Genomic DNA, 12,078 nt, shown 5'->3' on the forward strand with positions numbered 1-12,078 from the left:
ATGCCTCTACAAATTCCGGATCCCACACTCGGCGCCTGGGCGAAGGGCTTCTCGGCGAGAGCGGCCGGCCTGCGACTCTCCGAGGTGGCGGGCGCGGGGCTGCACCTGTCCGACATGTCGACGCCTGTGCTCACCGTGCACGAGGCCGCTCTCGCGCACAACGAGCACACGGTCTTCTCGTGGGCCGCCGACCAGGGCGTGCTGCTCGCGCCGCACGGCAAGACGACCATGGCACCCGCGCTGTGGCAGCGACTCCTCGACGCAGGAGCGTGGGGCATCTCGGTCGCCACGCCCTGGCAGGCGGAGGTCGCGGTGGAGGCGGGGGTCGGCACCGTACTGATCGCGAACGGACTCACCGACACGACTGCGGCTCGCAGGCTCGGAGCGCTGCGTGCGGCCGACGAGGATCTGCGGATCCTGTGCTGGGCAGACTCGGTCGCCGCGGTGCAGCTGCTGGCAGCCGCCGGCATCGACGCCGCGCACCCGCTCGATGTGCTCGTCGAGCTCGGCGGTGCCGGCGGAAGGACCGGCGCGCGCACGGTGGAGGAAGGGGAGCAGATCGCGCAGGCGATCCGCTCGACACCCGGACTCCGCCTGGCGGGCGTCACCGGATACGAGGGCCCGTTCGGTCCTGATCGCAGCGAGGCATCGGTCGCCGCCGTCGATGCGTACCTGGAGACGCTCGTCGACCTGCACTCGCGGCTCGAGTACCCCGAAGACGTCCGCCCGGTGGTGAGTGCGGGCGGGAGCTCGTTCCCCGATCGCGCCGCAGCCGTGCTCGCTCCCCTCGGCGCGGACGACGTCGACGTGGTGCTGCGTTCCGGGGCATTCCAGATCCATGACGACGGCTTCTACTCGCGCATGTCGCCCTTCGGGCCTCTCACCGGCACAGAGCCCCTTCGCTCGGCGATGCACGCGTGGTCGCGTGTGCTCTCGCAGCCCGAGGCGGGTCTCGCGCTGCTCGATGCGGGTCGCCGCGACGTGCCGTTCGACCTCGACCTGCCGGTGCCGCAGTCGGTCGCGGGCGAGATCACGGCGCTCAACGACCAGCACGCGTTCCTGCAGCTCGCAGATGGCGCGGAGGTGCACCCCGGAGAGGTGGTCAGGCTCGGGCTGTCGCACCCGTGCACGGCGTTCGACAAGTGGCGGGTGGTCGCTGTCATCGACGATCCGGATGCGGCGGATCCGCGCGTGATCGGAGCCGTGGCGACATGCTTCTGAGCACCGAGAAGCCGGTTCGGATCTATCGCGGGGCGACGGTCGTCGACGGCACGGGTGCCGAGCGCTTCGAGGCGGACGTGGCCGTCGAAGGCGATCGCATCGTCGCCGTGATCACCGGGGGTGATGCGACCGAGCTGGTCCTTCCCCCGAGTGCGGTCGAGGTCGATGCGGTGGGGATGGTGCTCGCGCCGGGGTTCATCGACATGCACGCGCACAGCGACCTCGCCGTGCTGCGCGGACCTGCACACGACGCGAAGATCCTCCAGGGCGTCACGACCGAGGTGCTCGGCCAGGACGGACTCGGGTATGCACCGCTCGACGACGCCGCGGCCTCTTCCATCCCGTCGCAGATCGCGGGATGGAACGGGACGCCGGATGATGTGCCCTGGCGCACGATGGACGACCTGCTGACGGCGATCGACGCGACGACCGTCGCGAACGCAGCGATGCTCGTGCCGCAGGGAAACCTGCGCATGATCGTCGTCGGGCACGAGAACCGCGCGGCGACGGACGAGGAGCTCGCGGCGATGTCGGCGCTCCTCGGTGAGGCGATGGACGCGGGTGCCTTCGGCATGTCGAGCGGACTCACCTACACGCCGGGGATGTACGCCGACACCGCCGAGCTCGAAGCTCTGTGCCGTGTCGTCGCCGAGCGTGGAGGCTACTGGGCCCCGCATACCCGCAGCTACGGCGGTGCGGCTCTCGACGCCTATCGCGAGGCGCTCGACATCGGGCGGCGCACGGGGTGCCCCGTGCATCTCACCCACGCCACCATGAACTTCGCCCCGAACCGCGGGCGCGCAGCGGAGTTCCTGGCGCTGGTCGACGAGGCGCTCGCCGCGGGTGTCGACGTGACTCTCGACACGTATCCGTATCTGCCCGGAGCGACGACGCTGTCGGCGCTGTTGCCGAGCAGGCTCTCACAGAGCGGCGACCTGCTCGGCACGATCACCCGTCTCGATGCGGCTCAGCGCGAGGCGGTGCGTGTCGAACTCGAGGAGATCGGATGCGACGGCTTCCACGGTGAGCCGGCCGACTGGACGACCATCCAGATCGCGGGGACCGGTGACTCTTCCCTCGCCGACCTCGTGGGCCGGACGGTGGCCGAGATCGCACAGTCGTCAGGGCGTCGTGCGGTCGACGTCGTGCTCGACACGATCGTCGCCGACTCGGGAGCCACGAGCATCCTGATGCACATCGGGGATGAGCAGAACGTGCAGGCGATCATGCGGCACCCCCGGCACTGCGGAGGCAGCGACGGAATACTCATCGGGGGCCGGCCGCACCCGCGAGCGCGAGGAACCTTCCCGCGCTATCTCGGCACCTATGCACGAGACCTCGGTGTCCTCACGCTCGAGGAGGCGGTGCGGCACCTCTCGGGCACCCCGGCCGCCCGTCTCGGGCTCGATCGCGCAGACGCGCCCCGCGGAGTCATCCGGGTCGGGGCTGCGGCGGATCTCGTGCTCTTCGATCCCGCGTCCGTCGAGGCGGGTGCGACGTTCGAGCTTCCGCACGACGCTCCGATCGGGATCGCCGAGGTGCTCGTCGGAGGCGTGCCCGTCGTCGTCGACGGAGCCGTCACGGGAGCCGCCCCGGGGCGTGCGCTGCGGATGCCGCCCGCACCGCATCGCGCCACGGTGCCCTTCATCGAGTCGACGATCGACCCGGCGGCCGAACCGTTCGCGTGGGTCGACGGCACGCCTGTCCTCTCGCCCGTCGGGCTCTCGGCATCCGCTGCGCGTCTTCGGAGCGGGATGCCGGAGTCCGACCAGGCATCCCCGATCAGACTCTCCGTCGATCCCTCGCTCGGCCGCGAGCCGTTCGCCCGAGACCGGGTCGCCGATGAGGCCTTCCGTGTCACGGTGACGCACGAGGGCGTCGACCTCGTCGGGGCGACGCCCGCCGGTGTGTTCCGCGGGGCAGCGGTGCTGCGTCAGTTCCGCACGCCCGGCGGCACGCGCCATCTCGTTCCCGCCGGCGTGTGGCAGGGTGCCCCCGCGTTCGGCTGGCGCGGGCTGATGCTCGACGTGGCGAGGCACTTCCGCCCCGCAGAGGACGTGCGTCGCCTGATCGATCTGATGGCCGATCACCACCTCAGCGTGCTGCACCTGCATCTCACCGACGATCAGGGTTGGCGCTTCCGCGTGCCCGGGTATCCGCGGTTGACGCAGGTGGGCGCGCGCCGCGAGGCGACGCAGCGGGGGCACGGTCCGCTCGCCACCGTCGAGCCGGGGGTGCATGAGGGGTCTTACACGGATGCCGAGCTCCGCGACCTCGTCGACTACGCCGCGGAGCGATTCGTGACGCTCGTGCCCGAGGTCGAGCTGCCCGGGCACGTGCAAGCGGCGCTCGCGGCGTATCCCGACCTCGGGAACGTCGACGCCGGCGCGCCGATCACGACTCCGTGGGAGCGGTTCGGCGTGAACCCTCACACTCTGGCACCCACCGAGGCCGCCCTCGAGTTCGGGAAAGCGGCGATCGACGCGCTGTGCGACCTCTTCGACTCGCCGTGGATCGGCATCGGCGGCGACGAGGTGCCCGTGACGGAATGGGAGCGCAGCCCCGCGGCGCAGGAGCGTATGCGCGCACTCGGTCTTCCGGGCCCGCACGACGTGCAGCCGTGGTTCACGGCGCACTTCGTCGAGCATGTGCGTTCCCGGGGACGCACGGCACTCGCGTGGGACGAGGTGCTGGAGGGCGAGGTCCCGGCGGGGGTGAGCATCCTCGCGTGGCGCGGCCCTGTCGCGATGCGTGAGGCACTGAGCCGCGGCATCCCGGTCATCGCGTGTCCCGATCTGCAGGTCTACCTCGACTACCCGCAGTCGGATTCCGCGGAAGAGCCGATCAGAGTGGGGCCTCCGCTGTCGCTGGAGACGACGTATGCGCTCCAGATCGACGATCGGGCGCTGGGTGGGCAGGCGAACGTGTGGACAGAGCATCTGCCCACTCGGGATCGCGTGGACTTCGCTCTGTTCCCTCGCCTGTCGGCGATCGCCGAGCGGCTGTGGGACGGGGGAGAGCCTCGCGATCTCGAGGGGTTCGCGCGCCGGATCCCGGTGCACCTGAGACGCCTCGCCGAGGCGGGGGTGCGGTATCGTCCCCTGAGCGGGCCCTCGCCCGAACAGCGTCGTCCCGGCGTGCCGGGGAAGCCCCTCACGCGGGCCGCTCGGGAAGAGATCGTGGAGGGCCTCGTGGCGGGTCTTCGTGACAGATCCGCGTCGACGCAGACGTCGTCTTCGCAGTAATGTAACGTTTCGGTAACCCTCCCGGCGCGGTGCCGGGCTGGGCTTGCACAATTTTTGTTCGTAAGGTCTACTAACAAACATGTCCGTATCGGATGAACAGCGCCCAACGACGCCGCCGGAGTACGCCGGTACGAGTGCTCACGCATTCGGTCCCGGCCGTCACCTGCGCTCGCGCTCCAAGGTGCTCCCGGAGCACGCGCGAGGACACAACAGGGCGCTCGTCCTGCAGACCCTGTATCACTCGGGGGCGATGAGCCGAGCCGACCTCTCGCGGGAGACCGGGCTTACCCGGGTGACGATCTCGGACCTCGTCGCGGAGTTCATCGCAGACGGAATCGTCGTCGAGATCGGCATCCGCGAGACGGTCGGGCCGGGCAAGCCGCCCATTCTCATCGACATCGACCGCGTCGGGCATCAGATCATCGGCATCGACCTGTCGGGCCCCCACGCCTTCGTCGGCGCCGTGCTCAGTCTCGACGGCGACGTGCTCGAGCGTCGCGAAGTGCCGCGGCCCGAGAGCGCCGATGGTGAAGCCGCCTTCGCGGCGACCCTCGCACTCGCGAGAACCCTCGTGGCCACGGCGACGCAGCCCATTCTCGGGGTCGGCATCGGCACCCCCGGTGTGGTGCGTCCCGATGGGGTCGTGCTGAGTTCGCCGAACCTCGGCTGGGTCAACCTTCCGCTCGAGGCGAAGCTCGGGGTGGATCTCGACCTTCCGGTCCTGGTGCGCAACGACGCGAACGCGGCGGTGCTCGCCGAATACACCTTCGGTGAGGCCAAGGCCGACTTCATGCTCATCCGCATCGGTCGCGGCGTCGGCGCAGGGCTCATCACGGGAAGCCAGCCGTTGCTCGGCAGCCGCTTCGCCGCGGGTGAGATCGGACACGTGGTCGTCGGCACCGATGGGGGACCGCGGTGTGCCTGCGGCAAGGACGGCTGTCTCGAGGCCTGGCTCAGCGAGACGCGTCTGCGCCCCGCGATCGACGCGAACCCCGATTCTCGCGAAGAGATCCTCCGTGATGCCGGCACACGCATGGCTGTCGCCATCGCCCCCATCGTGGCCGCGCTCGATCTGTCGGAGGTCGTGCTGTCAGGACCCGCAGACCTGCTCGACGGCATGCTGATCGATGCGGCCGTCGACACTCTGCATGCGCGCACGCTGGAAGGCGTCTTCGAGGACGCGCTCATCCGTCGCACCTCGCAGGCCGACATCGTGCTGCGGGGCACCGCGGTGATGGTGCTCTCCGGTCAGCTGGGCGTCTCGTGACTCGCATGACCGCTCAGAACGCTCCGCGGAGCGCCGTCCGGTGACGCGCGCCTCTGTCGCCGACCTCGATGGTCGGCTCGTTTCCGTGGGCCTCGACGTCGGGGGTACGAAGATCGACGCCGTCGCGGTCGCGCACGATGGCGAGATCATCGCCCGGCTGCGCCGCCCCACCGGCTGGGGCGACGACGCCGTCGTGTCGAGCATCGTCGACGTCGTGGGAGCGCTCGCCGTCGACGGTGGATTCGCCGCATCGACCGTCGGCACGGTCGGCGTGGGCATTCCCGGGGTCGTCGACTCCGAGACCGGTCGCGTGCTGCATGCGGTGAACCTCGGTGTCGAGTCGCTCGATCTGGCCGACCGCGTCTCGGCGCGGCTCTCGGTGCCCGTGCGCATCGAGAACGACGTCAAGGCGGCAGCACTCGGGGCCGCCGTGCTGCGGGGCATCAGCGGGTCGATGGCCTATCTGAACCTCGGAACCGGAGTCGCCGCGGGCATCGTCATCGACGGCGAGATCTGGCGCGGATCCCGCGGGACCGCGGGCGAGGTCGGGCACCTCTCGGTCGACCCGAACGGGCGCCTCTGCGGGTGCGGCCAGCGCGGCTGCATCGAGACGTTCTGCGGTGGAGGCGCGCTGACTCGCGCGTGGAACCGCCCGGGAGCGCTGCCGGTGCGGGACATCCTCGACGCCGCCGAATCGGGGGACGAGCGCGCTGTCGCGCTGCGCGCCGATCTCTTCCACGGCGCTGCAGCGGCCGTGCGGGCGCTGGTGCTCTCGGCCGATGTCGAGCGCGTCATCATCGGCGGCGGACTCACCGCTCTGGGCGATCGCCTCTACGACGGCATCCGCGAGTCTCTTCATGAGGGTGCCGCTGCATCGGCCTTCATGCGTTCGCTGCACCTCGATGAACGTATCGAGCTGCTTCCCGCCGGTTCCCCCGCAGCCGCCCTCGGCGCCGCCGTCGTGGGCACCACCACCCCTTCTAAGGAGACCGTGTCCCATGGCTGAAGTCGTCATCGTCGACAGTGCGCAGAAAGCGGGCGATCTGGTCGCCGCCGAGATCGTCGAGCTCATCGAGCGCCGCCCCGATGCCGTGCTGGGCCTCGCGACAGGATCGACGCCGCTCCCGGTGTACCAGTCGCTGCGTACGCGTCTCGCCGGTCGCGACGTCTCGCGGGTGCGCGGCTTCGCGCTCGACGAGTACGTCGGCCTCGATCCGGCGCACGCCGAAAGCTATCGCTCGGTCATCACCCGCGAGGTCGTCGAGCCGCTCGGGTTCGATCCGCGACGCATCCATGTGCCCAACGGCAGGTCCGAGACGATCCAGCACGCCGGCGAGGACTACGAGTCCGCGATCGAGGCGGCAGGCGGAGTCGACCTGCAGATCCTCGGAATCGGCACCGACGGTCACATCGGCTTCAACGAGCCCGGCTCGTCATTCGCCTCCCGCACGCGTGTGAAGACGTTGACGGAGCAGACGCGCGAGGACAATGCCCGCTTCTTCGACTCGATCGACGACGTGCCGCGCCACTGCATCACGCAGGGACTCGGAACGATCCTGCGGGCGCGCCACCTGGTGCTGCTGGCATTCGGCGAGGGGAAGGCCCGCGCCGTCGCAGAGGCGGTCGAGGGTCCGTTGTCGGCCATCCTGCCCGGGTCCGCGATCCAGCTGCACCCGCACGCGACCGTCGTGCTCGATGAGGCCGCGGCGTCGCAGCTGAAGCTCGCCGACTACTACCGCTACACGTTCGCGAACAAGCCGTCCTGGCAGGGGCTCTGAGCGACAGGACGCTCAGAGCTTTCCGGCGGGCCAGGCCAGCGGCAGAAGGTGCTCGAGACTGAGCGGCGCGAGCGGCAGTGTCTCGGCATCGGCAGGGGTGATCCACCGAAGCTCGGCGAGTTCGGCCTGCGCGACGGGTTCCGCCGGGCCGATCGTCACGACGAATGCGTCGGCGATCACCCGATGTCCGGGTTCATTCGCGGCGTCGGACACGAACGTGCCGAGGGGCTCGAGGTCGGCAGGGCCCAGCTCGAGACCGAGCTCCTCGCGCAGCTCGCGCGTAAGGGTCTCGGCGGGTGTCTCACCGGGCTCCGGCTTGCCGCCGGGTTGCATGAACCGACTCGTGCCCTCTTTGCGCACCACGAGCACCCGCTGATCTGCGTCGAGGATGATCGCCGCGCTCACTCGGATGTCAGGCATCGTGGGCGAAGACTTTTCCGGGGTTCAGGATGCCGAGCGGGTCGAACACCCGTGTGATCTGTCGCTGCAGCTCCCACTGATCCGCACCGATCTCATCGGCCAGCCAGCGGCTCTTGAGGGTTCCGATCCCGTGCTCACCGGTGAGCGTGCCGCCGAGGGCGATCGCTGCCCGGAAGAGCTCGTCGGCCGCCGCCCAGATGACGGGGGGAGGCTCTTCGCCCTCGAAGATGAAGTTCGGATGCAGATTCCCGTCGCCCGCATGGGCGACGGTGGGGATCGTGATCGAGAACTCCTTCTCGATCCGTGCGATCTCGTCGAACATCGCAGGCATCGCGCTGCGGGGCACGGACACGTCTTCGATCAGGGTCGTTCCCAGACTCTGCATCGCCGGGTGCATGGACCGGCGGATCGCGAGCATGCGCTCGCCCTCGTCGCGGTCATGGGACACCTGGGCGACGCCGTGGTGCCCGGTCAGGATCTCAGCGATCTGCGCAGCCTCGGCGATCGCCGCAGGACCGTCGGTCTGAATCGTCAGCTGTGCGCTGCGGGAGGCGGGGACGGGCAGATCGAGGAGCGTCGCCACGGCGGCCAGGCTCGCGGCGTCCATGAGCTCCATGATCGCCGGCTGGGCACCGGAGGCTGTGACAGCGGACGAGGCCGCGGCAGCCGAGCGCACGTCGGGGAATGTCGCTGTCACCGTGCACGTGGTTCCTTCGACGAGCCGGCGAAGCTTGAGGGTCGCCGACACCACGACGCCCAGCGTGCCCTCCGAACCGATCACCAGGGAGGTCAGATCGAGCCCGGTGACGCCCTTGACGCTGCGGTGCCCGAGATGCAGGAGCCGGCCGTCGGAGAGCACCAGGTCGAGCCCGAGCACCGCGTCGCGGACCACACCGTACTTCGCGCAGAGGAGTCCTCCGGCGCCCGTGGCGATGTTGCCGCCCACCGTCGAGATGTCCCGGCTCGCGGGATCGGGAGCCCACCACAGGCCGTGCTCGGCCAGAACGGCATTGAGGTCGGCGTTGATGATCCCGGGTTCGACGACAGCCAGCAGGTCGTCAGCGCGGATCTCATGGATCGCCGTCATCCGGAGCATCGAGAGAACGATCTCGCCCGCCCCGCCGTTCGCGGCGCCGGCGAGGCCGGTGCCGGCCCCGCGCACGACGACCGGAGTCTTCGTCTGAGTCGCGATACGCATCACTGCCTGCACGTCTTCCACCGACTCGGCATGCACGACGGCGAGAGGACGGCCGGGAGCGGCATGCCCGGAGCGATCGGCACGCGCGGTCTCGAGAGCGTGCGGATCGGTCTCGACGAGACCTCCGAGGGCGGAGCGGAGCAGATCGAGGGTGCTCATGCGATGCGACTGCGCCCGCTCACGACACCGGCACCGACGGCGACCACGGCGAACGCGATGCCGATGAGCGGCTGATCCATGAGCCACCAGGCGATCGTCACCCCGACATAGATGAGCAGCTCGACGACGGCTCGCAGGAACGGGTGCAGCCGCAGCATCGGGCGCGGGGAGAGGAAGAGAGCCCACACGAGGATCGTGACGACGGGAGCCCCGATGCCGAGGATCACATTCCACGGCAGTGGCCAGGTGGCGAAACCCCACAGAGCGAGCGTGCCGACGGCGGTCACCAGGACGATCGAGCGGACGATGTCGAGGGCAGTGAAAGAGGGCCGGTCGACACCGGGAACGGGGGCGGAATCCTGGTGCATGGAACCAGTCTATTCGCCGCGCAGAGCGAGTCAGAGCGAGGCGTCGGCAGGCTCGAGGGCGTCGATCATCGCGCCCTCGTCGTCGATCGGAACCACTGCTTCATCGGCCGGAGGTGTGGTCTCTTCGACGGGAGGTGTGGTCTCTTCGACGGGAGGTGTGGTCTCTTCGACGGGAGGTGTGGTCTCTTCGACGGGAGGTGCGGGTTCTTCAGCCGGAGGCGTGGTCTCCTCGACCGGAGGCGTGGTCTCGGCATCCGGAGCGGCGGGAGCCGGCGATTCGCCCTGCTCGGTTCCTGGCTGCGCACTCGGCTGATCCGCGAACAGGCAGGCCACCTCGAACAGGTCTCCGAACAACGGATCCGTTCTGATGTCGTAGAGGGCTGCCAGAGAGGTCGTCGTCGGCTGCCCGGATTGCTCGCCGACTACGTAGAAGAACTCGACGGTTGAATCCATGCAGAGCTGATCCAGCGTCGGACGCAGATCGATCTCTCCGAAACCGGATCCGTCGAGGACATCGCTGCTGGTCCCGCCCGTCCCGCCGCCGATGCGAGTTCCCACCTGTGAGTTCGGCTCGCCTGAGACGGCCACCACATAGTGGGTGGCCAGCGTGTTCAGATCGATATAGGCCGAGGAGAGCGAGAACTCAGGGGCTCCATCCGGGAGGGTGGGCTGTTCGGGCTCCGTCGGCTGTTCCGGCTCGGTCGGCTGTTCGGGCTCCGTCGGCTGCTCCGGCTCGGTCGGCTGTTCCGGCTCCGTGGGCTGCTCCGGCTCGGTGGGCTGTTCCGGCTCGGTGGGCTGCTCCGGTTCCGTGGGCTGCTCCGGTTCCGTGGGCTGCTCCGGTTCCGTGGGCTGCTCGGGCTCGGTGGGCTGTTCCGGTTCTGTGGGCTGCTCGGGCTCGGTGGGCTGTTCCGGCTCGGTCGGCTGTTCGGGCTCGGTGGGCTGCTCCGGCTCCGTGGGCTGTTCCGGCTCTGCCGGGACCTCGGGCTCCGTGGGCGGCGCCGGCTCGACGGGCGGCTCTCCCTCCGGCGCGGGATCAGCGGGTGGAGACGGCTGCTCGGGCGCGGCTGGGACAGTCGGGCGGGGGAGCGCGGGGGCTGCGTCTTCGGCCGGTTCGCTGGCCTCGGGCTCCTCGACGGGAGGAGTGACAGGCTGCTCGGGCGCGGGGGCCGTGTCGTCATCGTCATCGACGAGGTCGGGCTTCTTCTGGTCGGCCTTCATCGCCTCATCGGGACCGACGTCGGCGCTGATCGACGAGGAATCGCTGTCGCCTGCGCTCGGCAGCGACGCCGCGGGAGAGGCGCCCGCGAGTCCCGGGATGATGGTCGCTGCGGCGACCACTCCTGCGACGACGAGGGCTGCTGATCCGGCTCCGACGAGCGCACCGAGTCCGCTGAAGATGCCGCCCGTGGCTCCTCCTGCACCGCCGGCTCCTGCACCGCCGGCTCCTGCACCGCCGGCTCCTGTCGAGCCGGTGCCGGCGGAGCCGCCCGCTCCCGATCCGGTCGATCCGCTACCGCTGCCGCCTGCGACGCCGCCGTTCGCGACACCGCCGCCCACCGTGACCGCGCCCGCGGTGATGCCTGAGGGCATGGCCGCGAGCGCGACGATCGGGGTGCCGCCGCCCTGCAGCGTGGCGAGGTAGCCTGCCGACCCGGTCACACCGAGAACGAGTGGCAGCAGCACGAGGGCGAGGCGCTTCGAGATGTCCTTCGCCTCGGCGGCCACGATCATGCAGCGAGCGCACACCTCGAGGTGCTGCTCGAGGCGCTTGTGATCACGGGTTCCGAGGTTGCCTCGTGAATAGGCGCCGAGGTGCTCGATGGTCCATTGGCAGTCCGAACCCGGTGCGGCGCTGCGCAGATGCGCCTGGATCCAGGCCTCGCGGAGTCCTTCGCGCGCGCGGAAGGCGAGCTGTGAGACTGCGCCGGGCTTCATCCCGAGCAGAGGAGCCGCTTCGTGCGGCTTCATCTGCTCGATCTCGGTGTACCAGAGCACCTCTTGCCACCGTGACGGCAGGCTGCGGAATGCTTGAGCGGTCAGACTGCGGTCGAGGGCCTCGTTCGCGGCCTGCTCGGTGCTGTCGGGATCGACCACAGTGTCGAGTTCGTCGATCGCCGATTCGCGGCGCGACCTGCCCCAGGCGGCGGCAGTGTTGCGGATGCTGGTGAAGAGGTATGCGCGGAAGGAGCCGTTAGGTCCGCCGCCCTTGATGATCGCCTGGTAGATGCGGGTGTAGGACTCCTGCACCAGGTCATCCGGGTCGATCGACGAAGTGATCGAGCGCGCGACCGACATGCCGGATGGGTAGTGACGACGCCACAGTTCACCGAACGCCGCTGCATCACCCGAGCGGGTGCGCAGCACCAGCTCCGTGTCAGCGGTCGGTTCTTCGTGAGGTGTGTTGTCGTGATCCACAGTCATC

Annotated in this window: 9 protein-coding genes; 5 read left to right on the forward strand and 4 right to left on the reverse strand. The window is 69.7% G+C overall.

Annotated features, from left to right (window positions below; all coding sequences use genetic code 11):
- The 5 genes from AC3WS6_RS06965 to nagB all read left to right on the forward strand — a co-directional run bounded on the left by AC3WS6_RS06965 (window position 1) and on the right by nagB (window position 7,511).
- A complete protein-coding gene (locus AC3WS6_RS06965) occupies window positions 1–1,221 on the forward strand; it encodes an alanine racemase (RefSeq protein ID WP_492500316.1) in 1,221 nt (406 codons plus the stop codon).
- Window positions 1,212–4,466, forward strand: a complete 3,255-nt coding sequence (locus tag AC3WS6_RS06970; protein WP_492500317.1) for a family 20 glycosylhydrolase — start codon at window positions 1,212–1,214, stop codon at window positions 4,464–4,466. Before AC3WS6_RS06965 ends, AC3WS6_RS06970 begins: the two co-directional genes overlap by 10 nt.
- A 79-nt stretch (window positions 4,467–4,545) precedes the next feature.
- Window positions 4,546–5,733, forward strand: coding sequence for an ROK family transcriptional regulator (locus AC3WS6_RS06975; protein ID WP_492500318.1), 1,188 nt, complete (start codon window positions 4,546–4,548; stop codon window positions 5,731–5,733).
- Window positions 5,734–5,773: 40 nt separating this feature from the next.
- Entirely contained in the window at window positions 5,774–6,739 is a 966-nt protein-coding gene (locus AC3WS6_RS06980) for an ROK family protein (protein WP_492500319.1), read from the forward strand.
- On the forward strand, window positions 6,732–7,511 hold the full coding sequence (gene nagB, locus AC3WS6_RS06985; protein ID WP_492500320.1) for a glucosamine-6-phosphate deaminase: 780 nt from the start codon (window positions 6,732–6,734) through the stop codon (window positions 7,509–7,511). Before AC3WS6_RS06980 ends, nagB begins: the two co-directional genes overlap by 8 nt.
- Window positions 7,512–7,523: 12 nt before the next feature.
- On the opposite strand, the gene AC3WS6_RS06990 is transcribed toward nagB, so the two are convergent.
- From AC3WS6_RS06990 to AC3WS6_RS07005, 4 genes are read right to left on the reverse strand one after another with little or no spacing between them, the layout of a single operon-like run.
- Window positions 7,524–7,931, reverse strand: a complete 408-nt coding sequence (locus AC3WS6_RS06990) for an NUDIX hydrolase (protein WP_492500321.1) — start codon at window positions 7,929–7,931, stop codon at window positions 7,524–7,526.
- The gene (locus tag AC3WS6_RS06995) at window positions 7,924–9,288 is read right to left on the reverse strand and encodes an FAD-binding oxidoreductase (RefSeq protein ID WP_492500322.1); all 1,365 of its coding nucleotides are present in this window, start codon (window positions 9,286–9,288) and stop codon (window positions 7,924–7,926) included. The genes AC3WS6_RS06990 and AC3WS6_RS06995 overlap by 8 nt, the downstream gene beginning before the upstream one ends.
- Window positions 9,285–9,656 (reverse strand): YrdB family protein, encoded by a 372-nt coding sequence (locus AC3WS6_RS07000; protein WP_492500323.1) that lies wholly within the window; start codon window positions 9,654–9,656, stop codon window positions 9,285–9,287. Before AC3WS6_RS07000 ends, AC3WS6_RS06995 begins: the two co-directional genes overlap by 4 nt.
- Window positions 9,657–9,686: 30 nt before the next feature.
- The gene (locus AC3WS6_RS07005) at window positions 9,687–12,077 is read right to left on the reverse strand and encodes a sigma-70 family RNA polymerase sigma factor (RefSeq protein WP_492500324.1); all 2,391 of its coding nucleotides are present in this window, start codon (window positions 12,075–12,077) and stop codon (window positions 9,687–9,689) included.
- Window position 12,078 lies beyond the last annotated feature (1 nt).

The sequence above is a fragment of the Microbacterium sp. EB106-03-03-XG65 genome (assembly GCF_058791955.1).

Excerpts from the sequence above, each read along its gene's own strand:
- AC3WS6_RS07005 (WP_492500324.1), bottom strand. The coding sequence starts at position 12,077 with ATGACTGTGGATCACGACAACACACCTCACGAAGAACCGACCGCTGAC.
- AC3WS6_RS07000 (WP_492500323.1), bottom strand. The coding sequence starts at position 9,656 with ATGCACCAGGATTCCGCCCCCGTTCCCGGTGTCGACCGGCCCTCTTTC.
- AC3WS6_RS06970 (WP_492500317.1), top strand. The coding sequence starts at position 1,212 with ATGCTTCTGAGCACCGAGAAGCCGGTTCGGATCTATCGCGGGGCGACG.
- AC3WS6_RS06965 (WP_492500316.1), top strand. The coding sequence starts at position 1 with ATGCCTCTACAAATTCCGGATCCCACACTCGGCGCCTGGGCGAAGGGC.
- AC3WS6_RS06995 (WP_492500322.1), bottom strand. The coding sequence starts at position 9,288 with ATGAGCACCCTCGATCTGCTCCGCTCCGCCCTCGGAGGTCTCGTCGAG.
- nagB (WP_492500320.1), top strand. The coding sequence starts at position 6,732 with ATGGCTGAAGTCGTCATCGTCGACAGTGCGCAGAAAGCGGGCGATCTG.
- AC3WS6_RS06975 (WP_492500318.1), top strand. The coding sequence starts at position 4,546 with ATGTCCGTATCGGATGAACAGCGCCCAACGACGCCGCCGGAGTACGCC.
- AC3WS6_RS06990 (WP_492500321.1), bottom strand. The coding sequence starts at position 7,931 with ATGCCTGACATCCGAGTGAGCGCGGCGATCATCCTCGACGCAGATCAG.